Below are 22,759 nucleotides of genomic sequence, written 5' to 3' on the forward strand. Positions count from 1 at the left end.
CGCGGGTGCTCGACGCGGTGCGCCGGGCCTGGGAAGGGCAGGCGGACGTGTCACTGGCGACGCTGTTCGCCATGCTGGCCAACCGCGGCATCGGTTGGGGCTCCAGCGATGAGGACCTGCTCTGCGAACTCGCCGAGCTCGAGCGGCAGCACCCCGGGGAGCTGCCGCTTATCGACGCCCGCGTCACCGCCCGCTACCTCCTCCAGACCGAAGAGCCCGCCCACCGGGTGACGGTCGACCCTTGGCGGATCATCGCCCGGCGCCCCGGCGTCACCACCCAGCCGGGCGTGTGGGACTACGCCACGGTGCGCACCGCCGTCGTCGGCGGTCCCCTCGTGCTCACCTCCGCGGACGGCATCGAGCACCGACTCGGCGTGCTCAGCCGCATCACGCTTCTCGACGCCACCCCCACCGCCTCCGTGACCTCCCTCGACGGCCTTCGCCGGCGCGCGATGGGCGACGCGGTGTACCTCATTGTCCTGGAGGATGATTCCCAGGTTCTGCTCTCGGGGGCGCTCGAGCACTTCGCGGCGGGGCGGCGGGAGCTGCGCCAGGAGTCCCGCTCCTGGGAGCAGCTGCTGCGCTGCACTCCCGGGGAGGCGTTCACCGTGCAACCGGGAGGGGTGGACTACGCCGCGGTGCGGCAGATCCTGGTGGTCGAGGCCTAAGCGTCCGGCGGCAGCAGGTGGAGCCGGTAGACGGTGTCCACGTCGATGCCGGGGATGGCCGCCCGGACGTCCCGCTCGGCGGCCTCGAGGGTCTCGCGCAGCGCGAGGATGTCCGCCCCGGGGCGCGCGCGGACGGTGATGGTCATCGTCGGGCGGTTCCAGTACTCGGTCACGCTGTGCAGCACCGAGTCCACGCGCGGATGCTCCTCCAGCTCCTTGGCCACGGCCCCGGCGAGCGTGGCCAGGTTGAGGGTGATCGTGCCGGATGCGTCCGAGGTCGGGGAGGTGATGCGGCTGAGGCGGTAGCGCCGGACATTGAGGGCGATGAGCCAGCCGCCGAGGAGGGCGCTGACCACCATGAGCCCCGCCAGCGCCCAGTCGAACCAGGGCTGGTCCGGGGCGGCCCGCCAGGCGGGGAAGTTGATGATGTCGGTCAGTCGCTGCGCGAGCGGTACGTCGAGGTAGAGCCCCACGGCCCACGCCCCGCCGGCGAGGATGAGCAGACCGACGAGCAGCACCACGATGCGGTCGAAGTAGTTGATCCGGCGGTTCACTCGGCGGCCTCCACCTGACGCACCCGCACCGTGAGGCCCAGCCCCAGGGCGGTCGTGGTGTGGGAGAGTGCGTTGTCGACCAGCGGGGCCAGGTCGCCCTCATGGCCGGTGACCGTGACGTGCGCCGTGCTGCCCGACAGATGCGTCCGGGCGGTGGCGACACCGGGCACGCGGCGCGCGGTGGCGCTGAGCAGCCGGGAGATGTCCACGGGGCGAATCCACAGTGACGCCTCCGAACGGACCGCGCGGTGGGTGAGGCTCCGGGGACGCACGGCCACCCACACCAGGAAGAGCCCGAGGAGCACCGCGGCGGCGCCGGCGGGCAGCATCCAGGGCTGGAAGGTGGCGTTGCCGATGGTCATGGTGACCGGCTCGACCCACGTGTCCCAGTCGATCGAGGTGGAGTTGCGCAGCCAGATCTCGCGCCCGCACACCACGGCGACCCCGCACAGGGCCACCCCGATGAGAATGGCGACATGGCGCGCCCAGGGATTCGCGCGGGGAGCTCTACCGGACACGGTGGCTCCTCACCGTGATGGGCCGCAGCCGGGGCGGCGGGGGAGTGCTCACCGGGCGCAGGCGGGGGCGCGTGGGATGCGCCGCCACGGCCGAGGCGGTGACCGGCACATCCGGCACCACCGGCCCGACGACGACGTTGACCTGCGTGACCGTCAGCCCCGTCATGTCGGTGACCCAGTCGGCGATGGTGCGGCGCACGGTCGTCGCCACCGCGGTCAGGGGCGCGGGCCACACGACGGCGATGAAGGCCTCGACGGAGCAGGTCCCGCTGAGGTCGTCGACGATGACGTCGTAACGCGGATACGTGCGCCCGGCCAGGCTGCGTCCCAGCGTGGTGGTGCCGGGGACGGAATCGGCGGCGGCGGCGACGATCCGGCTGACCGCCCGCTCGGATATGCGCACGGCCATCTACTCACGCCCCCGGAGCAGGGCGCGCAGGTCGAGGCGGCCGTCGAGATGCGCCCCGAGCGCGGCGCCGAGCCCGCCGAAGAGCAGCGCCCAGAACAGGCCCGCCCAACCGCCGAGGATCACCGCGAAGGCCAGCGCCAGCCCGAGGATGAGACCCGTCCGCGTGTGGTTCATGCCGCCGGCTCCCGGGCGTCGGCGAAGCAGAGGGTGACGGGGGCGTCGATAAGCGGGGCGATGACGGCGCGGACCTCCGCGTCGATGTCCGCCAGCGGACGCGGGGCGGCGAGATCGACGACGACGTAGACCTCGAGGGCCTGCGCGGTCCGACGGAGCCCGGATACGCGCTGGCGGGGATAGAGCATGGCGACCTCGCCGTAGCGGCCCGCATGGAGGTCGGCCACCCCGGGCACGGCCCGGACCGCCGCGGCGATGCGCGCGGCGAGCGGGGCGCTAACGGACATCAGGTTCCTCCTCTGGGCCGAGGTCCAGGTGGACGTCATGGACCGTGACGTTGACCTCGGTCACCTGCAGACCCGTCATGCGCTCGACGGCGGTGATGATGTTGCCGCGGACCGCCTCGGCGAGGTCATGGATGGCGACCCCGTACTCCGCGACGATGGCCACGTCCACGGCGGCCTGCCGCTCGCCGACCTCCACGTGGACCCCCGACTGCTGGCCACCGACGGTGCGGGAGCCGGCGCCCCCCAGGGCGTGGACCCCCGAGACCTCCCGGGCGGCGAGGCCGGCGATCTTGGACACCACGACATCCTCAATGAGGGTGACGCCCCGACCGGAGTCGGCGGGCAGGGTGGGGTTGAGCTCCGACATGATGTGACTCCTGCAACATTATCGACGTGTGCGTGATCCCCATAGTAGTTCTGCCCGGGCGGATTGTGTTTCCGGCGCGTGACGTGCTTTAATACATGGGTTGCTTTAACACGACATGTGCCCGGGCGCAGCCTGGGAGACATCGTCGCTGGTGAGGCGAACATGACACCTTCGTCAGGCAGTCCGTCAGGGCAGGCTGGGAAGGCTCCGCGTATCGGGTCAAGGTCACCGTCAAGGTTCGACACACCCGAGAGTGGAGACCGGAGAAGGGGCATGGCAAATAAACAGCGGCAGTACACGAGGGCCCACGCTTATCGCGAGATATACGTTCCCTTCCTACTTGACTAACGGGTCTTGTACCCCGTCAGGAGCACTCCCGGTGATGTTGTTTGTCTCACCCCGGAACCTCCCGGCCAGTCATGGCAGTCAGTAACTGGCGTTGCGCCCAGGCCCCATAGCCCGGACAACGTTATAGAGAAATCGAGAAGCGAATTCCCACCGCTCCATCAAGGATGTGGGACAAGCGAGGAAGAGGATAAGCGTGGCCGGACAGAAAATCCGCATTCGGCTTAAGGCCTACGACCACGAGGCGATCGACGCATCCGCTAAGAAGATCGTCGAGACCGTCACCCGTACGGGTGCCCGCGTCGTTGGCCCGGTGCCGTTGCCCACCGAAAAGAACGTGTACGCCGTTATTCGTTCTCCCCACAAGTACAAGGATTCTCGCGAGCACTTCGAGATGCGCACCCACAAGCGCCTGATCGACATCCTCGACCCGACGCCGAAGACGGTTGATGCCCTCATGCGCATCGACCTTCCGGCCAGCGTCGACGTGAACATTCAGTGATCGACGAGAAACTTGGCGGAGAATAAATAATGAGTGAAAACGAGATCAAGGGCATTCTGGGCACCAAGCTCGGCATGACCCAGATCTTCGACGAGGAGAACCGGGTCATCCCGGTCACCGTCGTCGAGGCTGGGCCGTGCGTTGTGACCCAGATTCGCACCACGGAAACCGATGGCTACAACGCCATCCAGATCGCCTACGGCGAGATCGACCCGCGCAAGGCCAACAAGCCTGCCGCCGGTCACTACAAGAAGGCCGGCGTCACCCCGCGTCGCCACGTGACGGAAATCCGCATGGACGACGTCTCCGGCTACGAGCTCGGACAGGACATCACCGTCGAGATCTTCGACGGCGTCAAGTTCGTCGACGTCACCGGCACCTCCAAGGGTAAGGGCTTCGCCGGCGGCATGAAGCGCCACGGCTTCGCCGGTCAGGGTGCCTCCCACGGTAACCAGGCCGCCCACCGCCGCCCCGGCGGTATCGGTGCTGCCGCGACCCCGGGTCGCATCTTCAAGGGCAAGCGCATGGCCGGCCGCATGGGTACTGACCGCGTCACCACCCAGAACCTCAAGGTTCAGAAGGTTGACGCCGATGCCAACCTGCTGCTCATCAAGGGCGCAATCCCGGGCAACCGGGGCGGCATCGTGACCGTTAAGACCGCAGTGAAGGGCGGTGCTCACGCATGACCAATCTGAAGCTCGACGTCCACACCGCTGACGGTAAGACCGACGGCCAGGTTGAGCTGCCGGCCGAGATCTTCGACCGTGAGGTGTCCATCGCTCTGATGCACCAGGTCGTCAACGCCCAGCTCGCCGGCGCCCGCCAGGGCACCCACTCCACCAAGACCCGTGCTGAGGTCCGTGGTGGTGGCCGCAAGCCGTACCGCCAGAAGGGAACCGGCCGCGCCCGTCAGGGCTCGATCCGCGCACCGCACTACACCGGCGGCGGCATCTCGCACGGCCCGAAGCCGCGCGACTACAGCCAGCGCACCCCCAAGAAGATGAAGGCCGCCGCACTCGCAGGCGCCCTGACCGACCGCGCACGGAACGCACGTATCCACGTGATCACCGAGCTCGTCCCCGGCCAGGCTCCGTCGACCAAGTCGGCACGCACCTTCATCGAGCGCCTGACCGACCGCAAGTCGGTTCTGCTGGTTGTCGGCCGCGAGGACCTCAACGCCCGCCGCAGCGCCAACAACCTGCCCGGCGTCCACATCCTGGATGCCGGCCAGCTCAACACCTACGACGTCCTCAAGTCGGACGACGTCGTGTTCTCCGTTGAGGCGCTGCACGCCTTCATCAACCGCAACGCTGTTGCGGACCAGGAGGAGAACTAAATGGCTAAGATCGCCAACCCGCGCGACATCATCATCGCGCCGGTCGTCTCGGAGAAGTCCTACGGTCTGATGGAGCAGAACGTCTACACGTTCCTCGTCGACCCGGCCTCCAACAAGACCCAGATCAAGATTGCCGTGGAGCAGATCTTCGGCGTGAAGGTGGATTCCGTCAACACCGCCAACCGTGAGGGCAAGCGCAAGCGCACCCGCACCGGTTTCGGTCAGCGCAAGGCCACCAAGCGCGCCTACGTGACTCTCCGTGAGGGCAGCGACTCCATCGACATCTTCGGCGGCTCCGCCTCCTAAGGGTCGAGAGAAAAGGACACATTATGGCTATTCGTAAGTACAAGCCGACAACCCCGGGTCGCCGCCAGAGCTCCGTCTCCATGTTCGACGAGATCACTCGTTCGACCCCGGAGAAGTCTCTGCTGCGCCCGATCCACAAGACCGGTGGCCGCAACGTGCACGGCCACATCACCACCCGTCACAAGGGTGGCGGACACAAGCGTCGCTACCGCGTCATCGACTTCCGTCGTAACGACAAGGACGGCGTGCTGGCCAAGGTCGCTCACATCGAGTACGACCCGAACCGCACCGCCAACATCGCGCTGCTGCACTACTTCGACGGCGAGAAGCGCTACATCCTGGCCCCCAAGGGCCTGAAGCAGGGCACCGTCATCGAGTCCGGCGCCAACGCCGACATCAAGGTGGGCAACAACCTGCCGCTGCGCAACATCCCGACCGGTACCACCATCCACAACGTCGAGCTGAAGCCGGGCGCCGGCGCCAAGCTCGCACGTTCCGCTGGTGCGTCCATCCAGCTGCTGGGTAAGGAGGGCACCTACGCGGTTCTGCGTATGCCGTCCACCGAGATCCGCCGCGTCGACATCCGCTGCCGTGCCACGGTCGGCGAGGTCGGCAACGCCGAGCAGATCAACATCCGCTGGGGCAAGGCTGGCCGTATGCGCTGGAAGGGCGTTCGCCCGTCCGTCCGTGGTGTCGTCATGAACCCGGTCGACCACCCGCACGGTGGTGGCGAGGGCAAGACCTCGGGTGGCCGCCACCCGGTGTCGCCGTGGGGCCAGAAGGAAGGCCGCACCCGCAACCCGAACCGCTACTCCAACAACATGATCGTGCGTCGTCGCCGGTCCAACAAGAAGCGCTAAGAGGAGGTAAACGATATGCCACGCAGCCTTAAGAAGGGCCCGTTCGTCGATGAGCACCTCCTCAACAAGGTGGATGCTCAGAACGAGGCCGGCACCAAGCAGGTCATCAAGACCTGGTCCCGCCGCTCCACGATTCTCCCGGACTTCATCGGCCACACTTTCGCCGTCCACGACGGCCGCAAGCACGTGCCGGTGTTCGTGGACGACTCCATGGTCGGCCACAAGCTGGGCGAGTTCGCACCCACCAAGACCTTCAAGGGTCACATCAAGGACGACAAGAAGGGACGTCGATAGCGATGAGTGACACCATCACCTCCGCACGCGCGACGGCCAAGTACGTCCGCACCTCCTCGATGAAGGCCGGTCGCGTCCTGGACCTCGTCCGCGGCAAGTCCGTCTCCGAGGCACTCGCGATCCTCAAGTACGCTCCGCAGGACGCAGCCAAGGCAGTCGCCAAGGTTGTCGCCTCCGCAGCCGCCAACGCCGAGAACAACTTCGGCCTGGACCCGCGCACCCTGGTCATCTCCGAGGCTTACGCCAACGAGGGACCGACCATGCGTCGTTTCCAGCCGCGCGCTCAGGGCCGTGCTTTCCAGATCCGCAAGCGCAGCAGCCACATCACCGTTGTGGTTGAGAGCCAGAAGGAAGGGGCCAAGTAGTGGGCCAGAAGATTCATCCTCACGGCCTCCGGCTGGGCATCACTTCCGACTGGAAGTCCCACTGGTTCGCCGAGAAGAGCTACGCAGATTACGTCGCCGAGGACATCAAGATCCGCGACTTCCTGTCCAAGGGACTGGAGCGCGCCGGTATCGCCGATGTCGTCATCGAGCGCACCCGTGACCGCGTCCGCGTCGACATTCACACCGCCCGCCCGGGCATCGTGATCGGTCGTCGCGGTGCTGAGGCCGACCGCATCCGCCGTGAGCTGGAGAAGCTCACCGGCAAGATGGTCGCCCTCAACATCCTCGAGGTCAAGAACATCGACGCCAACGCCGCACTGGTCGCCCAGTCCGTCGCTGAGCAGCTGGTCAACCGTGTCGCGTTCCGTCGCGCCATGCGTAAGGCCATCCAGTCCGCCATGCGCCAGCCGCAGGTCAAGGGCATCAAGGTCGTGTGCGCCGGCCGTCTCGGCGGTGCCGAGATGGGTCGCGTCGAGCGCTACCACGAGGGTCGCGTCCCGCTGCACACCCTGCGTGCCGAGATCGACTACGGCACCGCAGAGGCCCACACCACCTTCGGCCGTATCGGCGTCAAGGTGTGGATCTACAAGGGTGACGTCGTCGGCGGCCGTCGCGAGTCCGAGATCAACGCCCCGGCCGAGCGCCGTGGCCGCGGTGACCGCAACGCACGCCCGCGTCGTGGCGGCCAGCGTCGCCAGCGCGCCGAGCAGAAGCAGGAGGGTTAAGAATGCTTATCCCCAAGCGCGTGAAGTTCCGTCGCCAGCACCGTCCGCACCGTTCGGGCGTGTCCAAGGGCGGCAACAGGATCACCTTCGGTGACTACGGCATCCAGGCTCTCGAGCCGGCCTACGTCACCAACCGTCAGATCGAGTCCGCACGTATCGCCATCAACCGCCACGTCAAGCGTGGTGGCAAGGTGTGGATCAACATCTTCCCGGACCGTCCGCTGACCCAGAAGGCACTCGGTGTGCGTATGGGTTCCGGTAAGGGCGCCGTCGAGAAGTGGGTCGCCAACGTCAAGCCGGGTCGCATCCTCTTCGAGATGTCCTACCCGGACGAGGCCACCGCCCTCGAGGCTCTGCGCCGCGCCGGCCAGAAGCTGCCCTGCAAGGTCCGCATCATCAAGAAGGAGGACCAGTTCTAATGGCAACCGGTACCCCTGCTTTCGAGTTCCGCGAGCTTGACGCCGCTGAGCTGGAGACCCGCCTGAACGAGGCCAAGGAAGAGCTGTTCAACCTGCGCTTCCAGCTGGCCACCGGTCAGCTGACCAACAACCGTCGCCTTCGCACGGTCAAGCGCGACATCGCCCGCATCTACACCGTTATCCGCGAGCGTGAGCTGGGCCTGTCCGTCGTTCCGGGAGCTGAGGCTTAAATCATGAGTGAGGCAAACGTGAACGAGAACAAGAAGGAGAAGGGCGCTCGCAAGATCCGCACCGGCTACGTGGTTTCTGACAAGATGCAGAAGACCATCGTCGTCGAGCTCGAGGATCGCAAGCAGCACGCTCTCTACGGCAAGATCCTGCGCACCAACTCCAAGGTGAAGGCGCACGATGAGGACGAGATCGCCGGCATCGGTGACCGCGTCCGCATCCAGGAGACCCGCCCGCTGTCCAAGGACAAGCACTTCCGTCTCATCGAGATCGTCGAGAAGGCCAAGTAGCCCTTCGCTTATCGACGCCGAGACTGTCGAAACCCCGCACTTCGGTGCGGGGTTTCTGCGTTGATAATACAAATCATGGGCAGAATAGATGCCGACCTTGTAATATGACGCGAGTCACAAGAGTGTGCGGGATTCCCGCGCTCCCTTCTAGTCTCGACAATGACGAGGTACTTCATGTCCTTCATGTCCCGGAGCGCCATCATTGCTCCCACGGAATTCAACCGCTGGCTGATCCCGCCAGCGGCCCTGGCCATCCACCTGTCGATCGGACAGGTCTACGCCTTCAGTGTTTTCAAGCTGCCCCTCATGGACTTCTTCGCGGTCCGGGAGGTCGCGGTCGGCTGGATCTTCTCCCTGGCGATCGGCATGCTCGGCCTGTCCTCTGCCATCGCCGGCACCTGGGTCGAGCGCGTCGGACCCCGCGTCTCCATGGCGGTGTCCGGCGCATTCTGGGTGGTGGGCTTCTTTGTGGCCACCCTCGGCATCTACTCCGGCCAACTGTGGCTGGTCTATCTCGGCTACGGCTTCATCGGCGGTATCGGGCTGGGCATCGGGTACATCTCACCGGTGTCGACCCTGATGAAGTGGTTCCCCGACCGCCCGGGCCTGGCCACCGGCCTGGCCATCATGGGCTTCGGCGGCGGTGCGCTCATCGCCAGCCCGGCGTCGAACTCGCTCATGGCCTTCTTCGGCGGCGGGACCGAGACCTCGCAGCTGGCGAATGGTCTCCCGCAGACCTTCCTCACGCTGGCCGTGCTCTACCTCATCGTCATCGCCCTCGGCGCCTACGCCATCCGCCTCCCGCACCCCGACTGGCGTCCCAAGGGCTATGACTCCTCCACCGCGCAGGCCAAGCCGATGCAGACCGCGGGCAGCGTCGCCGCCAACACGGCGATCCGCACCCCGCAGTTCTGGCTGCTGTGGGTCGTGCTCTTCACCAACGTCACCGCCGGTATCGGCATCCTGGAGAACGCCGCCCCCATGATCGGCGACTACTTCCCGCACATCGCCGCCGGCGCGGCCGCGGGCTTCGTCGGGCTGCTGTCCCTGACCAACATGGGTGGCCGCTTCGTGTGGTCGTCGGTGTCGGACTGGATCGGCCGCCGCAACATCTACATGGTCTACCTCGGCGTCGGCCTGCTCATGTACCTGCTCATCGCCACCCTCGGGGCGTCGTCCATGGCGCTGTTCGTCATCGCGGCGCTGGTCATCCTGTCCTTCTACGGCGGCGGCTTCGCGACGATCCCCGCCTACCTGCGCGACATGTTCGGCGTCTACCAGGTCGGTGCCATCCACGGGCGTCTGCTCACCGCCTGGTCGGCGGCCGGCATCGCGGGTCCGCTCATCGTCAACATGGTCGTCGAGAACCAGGCCGCCCGGGGGCTGTCGGGCCAGGACCTCTACCAGCTCAGCCTGTACATCATGGCCGGTGTCCTGGCCGTGGGCTTCATCGCCAACTTCCTCATCCGTCCGGTGTCGGAGAAGCACTTCGTCGATCCCGAAATCGTCGAGGCCAAGATCGAGGCCGACCGCCAGGCCGTCCTCCAGGTCGAGGCCGAGGCCAAGGAAGCGGGGCGCACGGGCGGTAACGCCGGCGCCGTCCACTCGCTCGTGTCCCTGGTGCTGGCGCTGTTCATCGGTGCCAGCCTCGCCTTCGGTCTCTTCCAGACCGCGGTGAAGGCGGCCGGCCTGTTCATGTAGAGACAGGTGCGTGGGCCTGAGTCCGATTCCGGTGGTGATAGCGTATGTATAACTTTGTCGCCTATCGAGGGGGATTGTATTCATGTCAAGCGAATCCGGGTCGCAGGCCCGCTCCGTGGTGGGCTACGTCCCGGGTGGTTTCGACATGCTGCACGTCGGGCACATCAACATCCTCATCGCGGCGCGCGACCTGTGCACCCACCTCGTGGTGGGCGTGGCCACCGACGATTCGCTGCAGCGCATGAAGGGCCGGCTTCCGGTCATCCCCTGCGAGGAGCGCAAGCAGATCGTCCGCAGCCTGCGCTTCGTCGACGAGGTCGTCGAGGACCGGGACCAGGACAAGCGCCTGGCCTGGCAGCGCCGTCCCTTCGACGTCCTCTTCAAGGGCGACGACTGGAAGGGCACGGACAAGGGCGCCCGGCTCGAGCGCGAGCTCGCAGAGGTGGGCGCCGAAGTGGTCTACCTGCCCTACACCCCGACGACCTCCTCCTCGGTGCTCCGCGAGTTTCTGCTCAAGGACCTGGCCGAAGGCGGGAGGCCCGGCGGTGAGTAGCTGGGGCGAGCGCTACCGCTGGGCGAAGGAATCCCTCGACGGGGCGCAGAAGACAGGCGAGGGTGTTCCCGCCTACACGCGCTGGGTCAACCGCCGGGGCGCCCGCGTGGTGGCCGCCGTCGGCTACGCCTCGCACTGGACCCCCAACATGGTCACCGCCATGTCGGCGGCGCTGTCGGTGACGGGGATGATCCTCCTGCTGGCGTTCCCCCCGTCCCCGATGCTCGGCCTGCCCGTCGCCGCGCTCCTGGCAGCCGGCTACCTCTTCGACTCCGCCGACGGGCAGCTGGCGCGGCTGTCCGGCACGGCGTCGCGCACCGGCGAGTGGATCGACCACGTCGTCGACGCCTTCCGCTCCCCGGCGCTGCACGTGGCGACCGCCGTGGCGCTCATGCTCCATCGTCCCGAACACTGGTGGCTGGCGCTTGTCGCCCTGGCCTATTCCCTGGTCACCAGCGGTCAGTTCCTCAGCCAGATCCTCGCGGAGGCCTTCGTACGCAAGGCCGGGCGGCGCCAGACCCGCGGGGGAGACCTCCGCTCCTGGGTCCTCCTGCCCACCGACCCCGGCACCCTCACCTGGTCCTTCGTGTTGTGGGGCTGGGTCCCGCTCTTCGCGGCGGTCTACACCCTCCTGGCGCTCACGGCCCTGGCGCATTCGGCGATCTCCCTGCGCCGCCGCCACCGGGATCTGCTGGCCCTGGATACCTCCGGCGGGCAGGAATGAGACCATGCCCCACCTGACGGTGCTTCTCCCGGCGCGCAACGCCGCCGCCACCATCGCGACGGCCGTCTCCTCCACCCTGCGCGCCCTGCCCGCCGACGCCGTGCTGCACGTGCTCGATGACGGCTCGACGGATGCCACGGCCGAGCGGGCGCTGGCCGCAGGCACGCGGAAAGGGGTGGTCGATCCCCGGCTGCGGGTGGACTCCCGCCCCGGGGCGGGGGGCCTCGCTCACGCGCTCAACGGCATGCTCGCGGAGACCGACTCGGCAGTGGTCGCCCGGATGGACGCCGATGACATCACCCTGCCCTGGCGCTTCGCCACGTCCCTGCCGGCCCTGCGGCGCGGGACGGATGTGGTGTTCACCCAGATCATGCGCTCCACCGGGCGCACCCTGGTCCCGGGGGCCCCGCTCGGCATCGGCCCGCAGGCGTTTCCCCTCCATCTGCTGCTGACCAACCCGGTGTCGCATCCGACGATGGTGGGGCGTCGAGAAGCTCTTGAGCGCGTGGGGAACTACCGTGCCGTGCCCGCGGAGGACTACGACCTGTGGCTGCGGCTGGCCGCGGCCGGCGTCGGCCTACGGCGCCTGCCCCTGAGCGCGCTCATCTACCGGCACCACCCGCAGCAGATCACGGCGGACCCGGAGTGGGCGCGGCGCTCGTGGCACGATCCGCTCCAGGCAGAGGCCTTCGCGGACCTCAGCGAGCAGCTCACCGGGGCGCGCCTGCCGCGCCTGGTGACGCTCGCCCACCTCGCCCCCGAGGAGCGGGAGAGCGCCCTGCAGACCTTCCGGGAGCGCCTGCTCACCGCCATCGACAACGCCCCGCCCACCGCCCGACCCCTCCTGCGGCACCGCCTGCGGGAGAGAAGCGCCTGGGTCCGTGGGTACCGGCCAGCGAACATTCACGGACAAGGACACGGACAAGGAGCGGCACAGAAATGACTGTCACACATGCGGGACCCGAGTTCAGCGACAACTCCCTGGACGGCTCCCTCTTCGCGACGATCCTCCGGCGCCGCCGGAAGTGGATCCTGCTGGGCACGGTCCTCGGACTGGTGCTCAGCGTGGCCTATCTCCTCCTCACACCGCCGACCTATACCGCGACCGCGCGGGTGAACATCACGGCCCTGGGCAGCGAACCCGTGCCCGAGGGGCGGGCGGTGTCCAGCCTCGTGGACATTCCCACCGAACGGCAGCTCGCCGCCTCCGCGCTGACCACCGAGGGCGCGGCGCGCGATCTCGGCGCGGGCTGGCGCGCCTCGGACATCGGCTCCGGCCTCTCGGTCTCCGGAGATCCCTCGAGCTCCGTCCTCGGGGTGTCCTACGCGGCGAGCGACCGCGAGCGGGCGATCCTCGGCGCCGACGCCGTGGCGCGCGCGTACCTGGAGGTGCGCGGCACTCTCGTCAGCGAGCGGGCGGAAGCCATGGTGGAGAGCATCGACGAGCGGATCGCGCAGTACGAGCAGGAGCGGCGGGAACTGGTGCGTTCCTCGCCCGCCGGGGATGTCGCCACCGCCGTGCGCATCGACACGATCGACGCCGGTGTCCTGGCCCTGCAGCAGCGCCGGGCGACGTGGAGCGATGTGAGCACCCGCGCCGGGGAGATCATCACCCCCGCCTCCAGCGCCGAGGTGTCCACCTCCCCCGTCCTGTGGCGCGTCATCGCGCTCGGGCTTCTCGGCGGCCTGTTCGCCGGTGTCGTCATGGCGGCGGTCCGGCACCGCGTGGACCGGGTCGCCTCCCACGCCGATGACGTCCGCGACCTGCTCGGGGTCGACCTGCTGCGGCCCCAGGGCCCTTATGGAGACACGCGCCGCTGGGACGCCGCCGCGACCATCGCCCAGCACGGCACCGTCGCGGGGGCACCGCTGCTCGTGCTTGTCGACGACCGCAACTACGACGCCCGCGCCGCCGCCGACGCCCTCGCTGCCGCCGGCCCCACCCGGCGGATCGACCTGAACCAGGCGCGCGCGGAGGTGCTGCGGGACCTGGCGGGCCTGAGCCGGGGAGTCCTCGTGGTGCCCCCGACCTGGCCCAAGGCGGAGCTGCGCGGCCTGGCCGAGGACCTCCGCGGGATGGGGGCCACGCTGGTGGGCGCCGTCGTCGCCGACGCCCGCGCCGCCGTGCCCACTGGGCTCGAAAGCTAGGTCCGGCGTGGACAGGACGCAGGCGCTCCTCCGCGATCTTCCCGCCCCGGAGGATCCTGACCCGCAGCGCAGCCTGGTGGCGGTGGTGGACAGGGACACCGGGGAAGTGACGGTGCTCTCCGGCGACGAGGACGCGGCCCGGGCCGAGGTGCTCGTCCGCGGCCGGGGCAGGACGCTCGCGCACGTCCCACTCGACGGCGCCCGGGGCTTCGCCGAACGGGCCGTGGCCGAGACTCCCCCCGGTCTGCCGTCCCGCGGGTGGCGCCTCGACGGCGGAAGGGACCTGCCGGCCACGATCGTGCTGTGCACCCTGGGCAAGAACCCGCTGTTGCCGCTGGCCGTGCGGGCAGTGCTCGGGCAGAGCCATCCACACCTCGAGCTCATCGTGGTGGACAACAATCCCTCCTCCGGCGACGTGCCCCGGCTGCTGGCCGGGTACCGGGATCCCCGCCTGCGCATCATTCCGGAACCCCGCCCGGGCCTGTCCCGCGCCCGCAACCGGGGGCTGCAGGAAGCCACCGGTGAGGTCGTGGCCTTCACCGACGATGACGCCCTGCCGGACCCCCGGTGGCTCGGCTCCCTCCTCGACGTCTTCGCCGCGGCGCCGGCAGGGGAGATCGGCGCGGTCACCGGCCCGGCGTTCGCGGCTGAGCTGCTCAGCCGCCCCCAACGCTTCTTCGAGTCCCGGGGCGGGTTCCCCCGGGGCCTCACCCCGGTGGTGTGGTCGCTCACCCCGCCCGGCGCTCGGATCGCCGAGCTGGGCGAGCCCGGGGAGGGCGGGCCGTTGTTCCCCTTCGCCACGGCCCGGGTCGGCGCCGGGGTGTCCATGGCCTTCAGTCGGGCGGGGGTGGCGGCCCTGGGACACTTCGACGAATCCCTGGGGGCCGGCACCCGGACCCGCGGCGGGGAGGATCTCGACGCCTTCGCCCGGGTCCTGCGCGCCGGCCTGCCGATCGTGTACACCCCGGACGCCGTCGTCCACCACGTGCACCGGCGGGACATGGCGGGGCTGCAGGCGCAGATTCACGGCAACGGCACGGGCATGGCGGCGCTGCTTCTCACGGCGGTGCTCCGGCACCCGGGTGAGCTCCCGCGCCTGCTGCGCCGCATCCCCGCTGTGCTGGCACGTGTCGCGCCGGGAACCGAACGCATGCAGGGCCGCGACGAGGACGTGCCCGCCGCTCTCAGCCGGGCGGAAATCCGGGGCTTTCTGCAGGGGCCCTTCCTGTACCTGCGGGAGCGTCTGCGCCGACCGGCGGGGGACGGGCGATGACGGCCCGGCTCGCCGCACCGGTGCTGCTGCCCTTCGCGGCCTATGTGCTGTGGTGGGTCCTCGGGATCGGCGACTTCGTGTGGATCATCGCGGGAGCAGTTATCCTCGCGATGTGGGTGGGAGCCCGGGGAGTGCGGATTCCCCCGGTGTTCCTGTGGTGGTTCCTCTTCGTCGCGTGGGTGGCGGTGACCCTGGTGATGAATGATTCCGCCGGGCGCTTCATCGGCGCCGTCTACCGCCTCCTGCTCTACATCTCCGCTGGCCTGCTGGCACTGCACACCTACCACGCGCGACACTCCCTGACCGTATGGAACGTCACCCGGGCGATGGTGTGGTTCCTCGCGGGGATGAGCGCGGTGGGCTACCTGGCGCTGGCCTTCCCGCAGGCGGTCATCCGCACCCCGGCGTCGTGGGTCATGCCGGCCTCCCTGGCGCGCAACGAGCTCGTCGAGCAGATGATCATCCGCCGGATGACGCACTGGAACCCCGCGGCGTGGATCGATCAGGCGGTCCGGCCCGTCGCGCCCTTCCTCTACGCCAACACGTGGGGCAACGTCTACTCCCTCGTGCTGCCGCTCGTCCTTCTGCACCTGTGGTTGGCGTGGCACACGCGGGCGCGGTGGCCGGTGGTTTTCGTCGTCCTCGCCAGCGTCTACCCGGCGTTGAGCACCCTCAACCGAGGGATGTTCATCGGCCTGGGCGTCGTCCTCCTCTGGGTGGCGCTGCAGGCGGTGCGGCGGGGGAGGGTGCTCACGGCCCTCGGCGGGCTCGCCGTGGCGGCCGGGGCGGCGACCGCGTGGCTGCTCTCCCCGTTGGGGTCCTTATTGCTGGCCCGGGTGGACACCACCTACTCCACCGTCGACCGGCTCGCCCTCTACCGGGCCACGGTGGAGGCCGTCTGGCACTCACCCGTCGTCGGCTACGGCTCGCCCCGCCCGGCGGAGGAGCCTTGGTTGCCGTCCCTGGGCACCCAGGGGCAGCTGTGGACCGTGCTCTACTCCCATGGCGTGGTCGGGGCGGCGCTGTTTCTGGGATTCCTCCTCGGGGCCTTCCTCCTCATGGTGCAGCGCCGCGACGTGGTGGGGTCGGTGCTCGGGGGGATCGTCCTGGCCACCGTGGTGGAGACGATCTTCTACGGCATGATGACCGGGATCATGGTCTCTTTCGTCGTCATCGCCCTGGGCCTGCGCCCGGATACCGCGCTCAGCAGCGGGGATCGTCCGGGAACTGGCGCTCGGCGAGCTTCCACCGGCCCTCGACCAATGAGAAGGTGGCCAGCATGAGCGAGCGCTGTTCCTCCGGCGGGATGTCGGAGTTGACCGTGGCACCGTTCTCGTCCTTGACCTCGACGCCCGCGGAATCCACGCAGACGCGGGCCAGAACGACGGCCGGATCCGCGGTGTGCTCGATCTCCGTGGAGACGATCCGCGCCATGCCCTCCTGGTGCCACTCGTTGATGATCCATTCCTGGCGCTGGTTCTGCACGTCCTCGAGGGCGGTGCCGGTGAGGACGGGGCTCAAGTCCAGTTCCGCCCCGGGATCGCCCAGGCTCGCCCACGTGGTCTGCAGGATATTCTCGACGACCGACGCGTCCGGGCCCGCCGGGGAGTCGGGTGTCGGAGCTTCCACCGTGGAGGTCACCGCGGTGGAGGTCGGGGTCACCTCCGGGGCAGGCGCCGTGCTCGTCGCGGTAGGCGCCGAGGTCGCCGAGGTCGAGGCGGGAGGGGCGGAGGACCCGGAACTGCCGTCGCAGGCCCCCAGAAAGAAGACTGCGGTGACGGTGACCAGGGCGGCGGCGCGGTGTCGCAACATGGGGACTCCCGGGGAACTGGCGGGTGCTCGGATGCCCACATCCTATCGCGGGAGCGGCATCATCCTGCGGAATCGACGAAGGCCATGACTGCAGAGACACCCGGAGGATCCCTCCCGCAGGAACACGAGCAGGAGCGGCGTTCGCTGGTCCGCGGCGGCGGACTCGGCTTTCTCGGATCCGCCAGCAGCGCGGCGCTGGGCTTCCTGCTCACGGTGGTGATCACGCGCCTGCTCGGCGCGGAGGGCACCGGGGTGGTGTTCCAGGCGACGGGCGTGTTCGCCGTCGTCCTCGCCTTCGCCAAGGTGGGACTGGACTCCACCGCCATCTACCTGCTCCCGCGGGTCCGGCTCGATGACGTCCAGCGGATCCGCTCGACCGTCATGGCCTTCGTCCTCCTGGCGGGCGTGGTCAGTTCCGCGCTGGCGGTGGGCCTCCAGTTCGCGGCGCCGCTGTTGTGGCCGGGGGAGGGGAATCCGGTGTCGGCCTCGGTGCGGGCGCTCGCGGTGTTCCTTCCGGTGGGCGCGCTGGTCATCATCGCCGCCGCGATCCTGCGGGCGTTGGGGTCGGTGAAGGAGTACGTGCTGGTGAGCAACATCGCCATCCCGGCGCTGCGACCCCCGGCGGTGGCGGTGGCGGCCGTGGCGACCGGCTCCGCGGTGGTGGTGTCGGTGGCGTGGGCCCTGCCGCTGGCCATCATGGGTCTGGTGGCGGCCCTGCTCGTTGCGGGTCATGTCCGCCGCGCAGAGGGGGGAGTCGGCGGACGGGTACTGCCCACGCGGGCGCAGCTGCGGGACATCCTCTCCTTCGCTGCTCCCCGCACGGCCTCCGCCGGGCTGGAACAGGCCATCATCTGGGTGGACGTCCTCCTCATCGGCTGGCTGCTCAGCGACGAGGCCGCGGGCATCTACGGCGGCGCCGCCCGCTTCATCCAGGCGGGGCTCGTTGTCGATGCCGCGCTGCGGGTCGTCGTCTCGCCGCGTTTCTCCTCGTTGCTGCATCAGCGGCGTGACGACGCAGCGCGCGACCTCTACGTGACCGCGACGATCTGGCTGGTGCTCGTCGCCTCGCCCGTCTACGTGCTGCTGGCGGTGTTCTCGCCGGTGTTCCTGGAACTGCTGGGGCCGGAGTTCCGCGCGGGCTCCCTCGCCCTGAGCATCCTGGCGGTGGGAATGATGGTGACATTTCTGGCGGGCAACATCCATTCCCTCCTCATCATGAGCGGTCGCAGCGGGTGGGCGGCGTTCAACAAGCTGGTGGTGCTGGCGATCAACGTGGCAGGCAACCTGCTGGTCGTGCCGGTGTGGGGCATCGAGGGGGCGGCGGCGGTGTGGGCCCTGAGCATGCTTGTCGACGCCGCCCTCGCCCTCTGGGAGGTCCACCACTTCCTCGGCATCCGGGCGCCCCTGTGGACGGTGCTCCGGCCCCTCCTCATTGTGCTGCTCACCTGCGCGTTTCCGGCGTTGCTCAGCGTCTGGGCAGGGGGGATGTCCCTGTGGACCCTCCTGCTGGCCGCCGGAATCGGGGCGGTGTTCTTCCTCGGCGCCTGCTGGGTCGCACGCGACGCGCTGCGCCTCGCCGGGCTGCGCGAGATGCTGCTTTCCCGGCGCTCCCGGAGCTGAGGGAGCGCCGCGGGGGTACGGGCCGAGAAATTGTGCGGACAAGTAGCGGAAAGTGCGGGCGAATGTGCGAGAATCCCTGCAATCGGCCCCTCCGGCTCACAGGCCGCAGCCCGCAGCCCGCGGCTGGAGGATGCCATCGTTTGACGTGAGGTGACCCCGCTGCCCATGAACGCTGTCCTGACCTACCGCATGCTCCGCGTCCTCGGCACGTGCGTTCTCCTGTTCGCCCTGGTGGCCGCTGTCCTCGCGCCGGCCCGCGCGCAGCCCCAGACGCCGGTGCGCAACGGCCAGAGCCCCGCCACCGCGGCCGGGTCCTGCTGGGATCTCAAGCAGAACTTCCCCGAGCTGCCCAGCGGGCCCTACTGGCTGCTCACCCCGACGATGCCCGCGCCCCAGGAGTTCTTCTGCGATCAGGAGATGGACGGCGGCGGGTGGGTCCTCATCGGCCAGGGCCGGGAGGGCTGGGAGCGGTTCCCGGACGGACGCGGTGACGTGAGCAGGCTGCTGAGCCGCGGGCGCAGCCCCGCCGATTTCCCGCCCGCCCAGCTGCCCGCCCGGACTATCGACGGCCTTCTCGACGGGAAGCCGGTCTCCGGGCTGGCCGAGGGCATGCGGGTGGTCCGCGCCCGGGACAGCGCCGGCACCCGCTGGCAGACGGTGGATATGCGCCCCACCCGCATGACTGGCTGGAGCTGGGCGCTGCCCACCGAGGACATAGTCGCCGGCTACCGCTTCGACAACGGCCCCTGGCTCACGGGGGCCCGCTTCGAGGTGAGCTTCGGCACCGATGCGGCCTGGAATCGCGTTGACCTCTCCCTGCCCGCGTCCCGCGACTACCACCTGGGTTTCGGCTACGGCACGAGCGTTCCGGGCGGCACCACCAGCCCCGGGAACTACCTGTGGTCCCGCAACGGTATCTCGCCCCTGCCTTATTCAGAGCTCTACCTGCGACCGCAGATCAGTTCCGGGGACAACTTCGCGCGTATCCCGGACGAGGGCACGGCGGCCACGGCGCAACGGGCGATGGCCTCCAACTTCGCCTCGCCGACCTCCTGGGGTGTCACCGGCAACCTCAACGGCCGCACGGCCGAGGGCAACGCCCCGGTGCAGGCCTTCGCGGAGATCGGGGGGACGGTGTTCGTGGGCGGCAACTTCACCCACGCCGAGCAGCGGCCCTCCCGACGGATGGAGCCGCGCAGCGCGCTGGCGGCCTTTGACGCCGCCACCGGCGAGCTGCGGGAGGGCTTCCGGGTGGAGTTCGACAACCAGGTCAAGGCCCTGCTCGCGCTTCCCGACGGCCGCCTGCTCGTCGGCGGCGACTTCAAGAACGTCAACGGGCAACGCCACGTGGCCACGGTGGTGCTCGACCCGGTCACCGGGGAGATCGACCCGAGCTGGACCCTCGACATCACCAGCCGCCTCAGTTCCGGCATCGTCAGCGTCACCTCGCTCGCGCTGGGCGGGGAGTTCATCTACGTCGGCGGCAACTTCACCCACCTGTCCGCCAACAACGTCGCCAACTCCTACTCCCGCGCGGCGGGGCGCGTGCGCCTCGACGGCACCCCGGACCGCTCCTGGAATCCCGAGTTCAACGGCACGGTCGTCGATATTGACACAGACGCCTCCGCGGCGGGGGACCGCTTCTACGCGGCGGGCTACTTCACCCGGTCGGCGGGCAACACGGCCATGAAGGCGGCGGCGCTGTCCACGCAGCCGGGGGCGCTGCCTGCCTCCGACTGGGTCTTCACCGGCAGTTCCGTCGAGCGCAGCAACTACCAGCAGGCCATCATGGACACCGGCGGGCTCCTGTTCGTCGGCGGCTCCGAGCACAGCCTCTTCGGTTTCGATCCCTCCTCGCTGGAGCGGGTGTCCGGGTCGATCACCAAGCAGCTCGGCGGTGACGTCCAGGCGATCGAATCCGACGGGGACATCGCGTACGCGGGCTGCCACTGCTCCCACAACACCTACGAGGGCGCCTATCTGTGGCCGAACATGAACGCCGACTGGAGCCGGGTCGACGCCATCCGCTGGTTGGGGGCCTGGGACGCCCGCACGGGCCAGCAGCTCGGCGAATTCTCGCCCTACCTGCTGCAGTCGAACAACGCCGGGGCGTGGAGCCTCTTCCTCGCCTCCGACGGCGCCCTGTGGGTCGGCGGCGACTTCGTGGGATCGCGCACCGCGCTGAATTCCGCGCAGTGGAACGGCGGCTGGGTGCGCTACCCCGCCCGTGACGCCCTCGCCCCGGACACGCCCGCCCGGGTGTGGTCCTCCGGCGTCACCGCCGACACCGTCCACCTGCGGTGGACGACCGTCCCCGACGCCGTCGGTTACGAGATTCTTCGCGACGACCGCGTCGTCGCCACCGCCCCCGGCGACTCCGCCGTGGTCCCCCGGGGCGGCGAGGACCGCTTCTTCGTGCGGGCGGTCGACGCCGCCGGGAACCGTTCGGCCTCCACACCCGTGTGGCTGGCGCCCGGCGAGGGGGAGGAGGATCCGTCCTCGCCGGTCCTCATTGACGGTGGCGCCGTGTGGCAGTACTCCTACAGCCAGGGCACCCCCGCCGCGAACTGGAACACCCTCGACGCCGATCGTTCCGCCTGGGCGCAGGGGGCGGTGCCCATCGGTTACGGCGACCCGGGCCTGGCCACGGCGGTCACACCCACGGAGCCGGCCACCCGTCCGATCACCACGTGGTTCGCGCACGAGTTCCACGTCGCCGATCCCACCGCCTTCACCACCGCCACCCTCGACTACGTCGCCGATGACGGGGCCGTGGTCTACCTCAACGGCCAGGAACTCCACCGCACCCGGATGGCGGAGGGGCCGGTGGATGCGGGGACGCGGGCGAATGCCGCGATCTCGACGTCGGCGGCGCAGGCCTCCCGCGTCCGGGTGGACATCCCCTCTGCTCTGCTGCGGCCGGGCCGGAACGTGCTCGCCGCGGAGACCCACCTCAACTTCCGGACCAGCCCCACCATGTCCTTCGACGCCTCCCTGCTCATCACCGACCCGAACCCGGCCCCGGAGCCGGAGGAGCGCTTCCATCTCGCGGAGGGATCCACCTGGTCCTACCGCTTCGAGACGCAGGCCCCGCCCCTCGGGTGGGACACCGACGCGGACCTGTCGACCTGGGCGCAGGGGGTGGCCCCGATCGGGTGGGGACACGCGGGCGTCGTCACGCTGCTGGACGTTCCCGCGGCGCAGCGGCCGCGCACGGCGTACTTCGTCAAGGATGTCACTTTCGATCCCGCCCGCGCCCCGGCAGGGGCGTATCTGCGGATCAGCGCCCGGGCGGACGACGGCGCCCTGGTGCGCCTCAACGGGCAGGAGGTGGGGAGAAAGCGCCTCCCGCCGGGCGTGGTCGACCATCTCACGTACGCAGACGCGGCCGTGAGTACGGCCGCCGCCATCGGCGACCCCCTCGTCATCGACATCCCCCTCAGTGAGCTTTCGGCCGGGGTCCACCGCATCGCGGTGGAGACCCACCTCAACTACCGCTCCACGCCGTCGTTGACCTTTGAACTCTCCGCGGAGGTGCTCGTCCCATGAACAATGATCCGGTACGCATCCTGGCCCACCGAATCGCACAGCCCGGGACCGTGGTCACCTGGCTGAACCACTGGTCCATCCAACACGCGGACTGGCGGGCGCTCGCCCAGGTCACCTGCATCGGTATCGATGGCACCCTGCTCCAGCTGCTGCTGCGCCGCGCGGGATGGGACGTGGGCCGGACCTCGGCCGACCTGGTGCTTCCCGTCTTCTTTCGCGAGGTGCTCGCGCCGGGCAGCGCGGTCGCGCTCATCGGCGCCGCGCCCGGGGTGGCGGAGACGGCCGCGACGCGTATCGACGCCCACCGCGTCCGCGCCTGGGACGGTTTCGGGCAACTGCAGCAGCTGCGGCGGGACCCGGAGGAGCTGCGGGCATTCGCCCCCGACGTCATCGTCCTCGGCCTGGGGGCGGGCCTGCAGGACGAGGTGGCCGTCGAACTGCACCGGGAATTCCCCACGGCGGTGATCTGCACCGCCGGCGGGTGGATCGACCAGTTCTCCCGGAAGGAGCAGTACTTCCCCGCCTGGATCCACCGCTTCCGGCTCGGGTGGGCGTGGCGGATCCTCCACGAGCCCCGCCGCCTCCTGCGCCGCTACACCCTGGACGCCCTCACCAGCCTCCGCGAGCACCGGACGTATGTCGCGGCGCTCCGCCGGATCGGCGCGACGCCCGGCCCCACCTGCCTGGAGGTCTCGCGCCCCGCTTAGGCGA

At 69.4% G+C, this 22,759-nt stretch carries 29 protein-coding genes; 22 read left to right on the plus strand and 7 right to left on the minus strand.

Annotated elements, in window-relative coordinates; translation table 11 throughout:
- The first annotated feature begins 5 nt into the window (after window positions 1-5).
- Window positions 6-668, plus strand: a complete 663-nt coding sequence (locus ACFPUZ_RS11065) for a hypothetical protein (RefSeq protein ID WP_377001958.1) — start codon at window positions 6-8, stop codon at window positions 666-668.
- Here the strand turns inward: ACFPUZ_RS11065 and ACFPUZ_RS11070 are convergent.
- The 6 genes from ACFPUZ_RS11070 to ACFPUZ_RS11095 are packed head-to-tail and all read right to left on the minus strand — an operon-like array spanning window position 665 to window position 2,977.
- On the minus strand, window positions 665-1,222 hold the full coding sequence (locus ACFPUZ_RS11070) for an Asp23/Gls24 family envelope stress response protein (protein ID WP_377001959.1): 558 nt from the start codon (window positions 1,220-1,222) through the stop codon (window positions 665-667). The two genes, ACFPUZ_RS11065 and ACFPUZ_RS11070, sit on opposite strands and share 4 nt — an antisense overlap.
- Window positions 1,219-1,740: a DUF6286 domain-containing protein gene (locus ACFPUZ_RS11075; RefSeq protein WP_377001960.1), complete on the minus strand. Its 522-nt coding sequence runs from the start codon at window positions 1,738-1,740 to the stop codon at window positions 1,219-1,221. The genes ACFPUZ_RS11070 and ACFPUZ_RS11075 overlap by 4 nt, the downstream gene beginning before the upstream one ends.
- Complete coding sequence (locus ACFPUZ_RS11080) at window positions 1,730-2,149, minus strand: Asp23/Gls24 family envelope stress response protein (RefSeq protein WP_377001961.1); 420 nt, start codon at window positions 2,147-2,149, stop codon at window positions 1,730-1,732. Before ACFPUZ_RS11080 ends, ACFPUZ_RS11075 begins: the two co-directional genes overlap by 11 nt.
- On the minus strand, window positions 2,150-2,323 hold the full coding sequence (locus ACFPUZ_RS11085; RefSeq protein WP_377001962.1) for a DUF2273 domain-containing protein: 174 nt from the start codon (window positions 2,321-2,323) through the stop codon (window positions 2,150-2,152).
- Window positions 2,320-2,610: a hypothetical protein gene (locus tag ACFPUZ_RS11090; protein WP_377001963.1), complete on the minus strand. Its 291-nt coding sequence runs from the start codon at window positions 2,608-2,610 to the stop codon at window positions 2,320-2,322. Before ACFPUZ_RS11090 ends, ACFPUZ_RS11085 begins: the two co-directional genes overlap by 4 nt.
- On the minus strand, window positions 2,600-2,977 hold the full coding sequence (locus ACFPUZ_RS11095; protein WP_377001964.1) for an Asp23/Gls24 family envelope stress response protein: 378 nt from the start codon (window positions 2,975-2,977) through the stop codon (window positions 2,600-2,602). The genes ACFPUZ_RS11090 and ACFPUZ_RS11095 overlap by 11 nt, the downstream gene beginning before the upstream one ends.
- A gap of 541 nt (window positions 2,978-3,518) precedes the next feature.
- On the opposite strand from ACFPUZ_RS11095, the gene rpsJ reads away from it, so the two are divergent.
- From rpsJ to ACFPUZ_RS11185, 18 genes are all read left to right on the plus strand, one after another.
- Window positions 3,519-3,824, plus strand: a complete 306-nt coding sequence (gene rpsJ, locus ACFPUZ_RS11100) for a 30S ribosomal protein S10 (RefSeq protein WP_003848085.1) — start codon at window positions 3,519-3,521, stop codon at window positions 3,822-3,824.
- Between the two features lie 29 nt (window positions 3,825-3,853).
- Entirely contained in the window at window positions 3,854-4,510 is a 657-nt protein-coding gene (rplC, locus tag ACFPUZ_RS11105) for a 50S ribosomal protein L3 (protein ID WP_377001965.1), read from the plus strand.
- Window positions 4,507-5,160 (plus strand): 50S ribosomal protein L4, encoded by a 654-nt coding sequence (rplD, locus tag ACFPUZ_RS11110; protein WP_377001966.1) that lies wholly within the window; start codon window positions 4,507-4,509, stop codon window positions 5,158-5,160. Before rplC ends, rplD begins: the two co-directional genes overlap by 4 nt.
- Complete coding sequence (gene rplW / locus ACFPUZ_RS11115; RefSeq protein WP_377001967.1) at window positions 5,161-5,466, plus strand: 50S ribosomal protein L23; 306 nt, start codon at window positions 5,161-5,163, stop codon at window positions 5,464-5,466.
- A gap of 23 nt (window positions 5,467-5,489) precedes the next feature.
- Window positions 5,490-6,326, plus strand: a complete 837-nt coding sequence (gene rplB, locus ACFPUZ_RS11120; protein ID WP_377001968.1) for a 50S ribosomal protein L2 — start codon at window positions 5,490-5,492, stop codon at window positions 6,324-6,326.
- 15 nt (window positions 6,327-6,341) lie between these two features.
- Complete coding sequence (gene rpsS, locus ACFPUZ_RS11125) at window positions 6,342-6,620, plus strand: 30S ribosomal protein S19 (protein WP_047252314.1); 279 nt, start codon at window positions 6,342-6,344, stop codon at window positions 6,618-6,620.
- Window positions 6,621-6,622: 2 nt separating this feature from the next.
- Window positions 6,623-6,985, plus strand: a complete 363-nt coding sequence (gene rplV, locus ACFPUZ_RS11130; protein WP_377001969.1) for a 50S ribosomal protein L22 — start codon at window positions 6,623-6,625, stop codon at window positions 6,983-6,985.
- Window positions 6,985-7,731 (plus strand): 30S ribosomal protein S3, encoded by a 747-nt coding sequence (gene rpsC / locus ACFPUZ_RS11135; RefSeq protein WP_303358200.1) that lies wholly within the window; start codon window positions 6,985-6,987, stop codon window positions 7,729-7,731. The genes rplV and rpsC overlap by 1 nt, the downstream gene beginning before the upstream one ends.
- A gap of 2 nt (window positions 7,732-7,733) precedes the next feature.
- Window positions 7,734-8,150 (plus strand): 50S ribosomal protein L16, encoded by a 417-nt coding sequence (rplP, locus tag ACFPUZ_RS11140; RefSeq protein WP_377001970.1) that lies wholly within the window; start codon window positions 7,734-7,736, stop codon window positions 8,148-8,150.
- On the plus strand, window positions 8,150-8,380 hold the full coding sequence (rpmC, locus tag ACFPUZ_RS11145; RefSeq protein WP_085549422.1) for a 50S ribosomal protein L29: 231 nt from the start codon (window positions 8,150-8,152) through the stop codon (window positions 8,378-8,380). The genes rplP and rpmC overlap by 1 nt, the downstream gene beginning before the upstream one ends.
- A 3-nt stretch (window positions 8,381-8,383) precedes the next feature.
- The gene (rpsQ, locus tag ACFPUZ_RS11150; RefSeq protein WP_040084850.1) at window positions 8,384-8,668 is read left to right on the plus strand and encodes a 30S ribosomal protein S17; all 285 of its coding nucleotides are present in this window, start codon (window positions 8,384-8,386) and stop codon (window positions 8,666-8,668) included.
- Window positions 8,669-8,842: 174 nt separating this feature from the next.
- Complete coding sequence (locus ACFPUZ_RS11155) at window positions 8,843-10,369, plus strand: OFA family MFS transporter (protein WP_377001971.1); 1,527 nt, start codon at window positions 8,843-8,845, stop codon at window positions 10,367-10,369.
- A gap of 82 nt (window positions 10,370-10,451) precedes the next feature.
- Window positions 10,452-10,922 (plus strand): FAD synthase family protein, encoded by a 471-nt coding sequence (locus ACFPUZ_RS11160; RefSeq protein WP_377001972.1) that lies wholly within the window; start codon window positions 10,452-10,454, stop codon window positions 10,920-10,922.
- Window positions 10,915-11,646, plus strand: a complete 732-nt coding sequence (locus tag ACFPUZ_RS11165) for a CDP-alcohol phosphatidyltransferase family protein (protein WP_377001973.1) — start codon at window positions 10,915-10,917, stop codon at window positions 11,644-11,646. The genes ACFPUZ_RS11160 and ACFPUZ_RS11165 overlap by 8 nt, the downstream gene beginning before the upstream one ends.
- Before the next feature lie 4 nt (window positions 11,647-11,650).
- Window positions 11,651-12,589, plus strand: coding sequence for a glycosyltransferase family 2 protein (locus ACFPUZ_RS11170; protein ID WP_377001974.1), 939 nt, complete (start codon window positions 11,651-11,653; stop codon window positions 12,587-12,589).
- On the plus strand, window positions 12,586-13,794 hold the full coding sequence (locus ACFPUZ_RS11175; RefSeq protein ID WP_377001975.1) for a Wzz/FepE/Etk N-terminal domain-containing protein: 1,209 nt from the start codon (window positions 12,586-12,588) through the stop codon (window positions 13,792-13,794). Before ACFPUZ_RS11170 ends, ACFPUZ_RS11175 begins: the two co-directional genes overlap by 4 nt.
- A gap of 7 nt (window positions 13,795-13,801) precedes the next feature.
- Window positions 13,802-15,067: a glycosyltransferase family 2 protein gene (locus ACFPUZ_RS11180; RefSeq protein WP_377001976.1), complete on the plus strand. Its 1,266-nt coding sequence runs from the start codon at window positions 13,802-13,804 to the stop codon at window positions 15,065-15,067.
- On the plus strand, window positions 15,064-16,350 hold the full coding sequence (locus ACFPUZ_RS11185; RefSeq protein ID WP_377001977.1) for an O-antigen ligase domain-containing protein: 1,287 nt from the start codon (window positions 15,064-15,066) through the stop codon (window positions 16,348-16,350). Before ACFPUZ_RS11180 ends, ACFPUZ_RS11185 begins: the two co-directional genes overlap by 4 nt.
- On the opposite strand, the gene ACFPUZ_RS11190 is transcribed toward ACFPUZ_RS11185, so the two are convergent.
- Window positions 16,271-16,879, minus strand: coding sequence for a hypothetical protein (locus ACFPUZ_RS11190; protein WP_377001978.1), 609 nt, complete (start codon window positions 16,877-16,879; stop codon window positions 16,271-16,273). The two genes, ACFPUZ_RS11185 and ACFPUZ_RS11190, sit on opposite strands and share 80 nt — an antisense overlap.
- Before the next feature lie 84 nt (window positions 16,880-16,963).
- Between ACFPUZ_RS11190 and ACFPUZ_RS11195 the strand changes: the two genes are divergently transcribed.
- The 3 genes from ACFPUZ_RS11195 to ACFPUZ_RS11205 all read left to right on the plus strand — a co-directional run bounded on the left by ACFPUZ_RS11195 (window position 16,964) and on the right by ACFPUZ_RS11205 (window position 22,755).
- Window positions 16,964-18,499, plus strand: a complete 1,536-nt coding sequence (locus tag ACFPUZ_RS11195) for a flippase (RefSeq protein ID WP_377001979.1) — start codon at window positions 16,964-16,966, stop codon at window positions 18,497-18,499.
- 165 nt (window positions 18,500-18,664) lie between these two features.
- Entirely contained in the window at window positions 18,665-22,048 is a 3,384-nt protein-coding gene (locus ACFPUZ_RS11200) for a fibrinogen-like YCDxxxxGGGW domain-containing protein (RefSeq protein WP_377001980.1), read from the plus strand.
- A complete protein-coding gene (locus ACFPUZ_RS11205) occupies window positions 22,045-22,755 on the plus strand; it encodes a WecB/TagA/CpsF family glycosyltransferase (protein ID WP_377001981.1) in 711 nt (236 codons plus the stop codon). The genes ACFPUZ_RS11200 and ACFPUZ_RS11205 overlap by 4 nt, the downstream gene beginning before the upstream one ends.
- Window positions 22,756-22,759: the final 4 nt, after the last annotated feature.

Origin of the sequence: Corynebacterium nasicanis (assembly GCF_042658165.1) — a bacterium.
Classification (GTDB): Bacteria; Actinomycetota; Actinomycetes; order Mycobacteriales; family Mycobacteriaceae; genus Corynebacterium; species Corynebacterium nasicanis.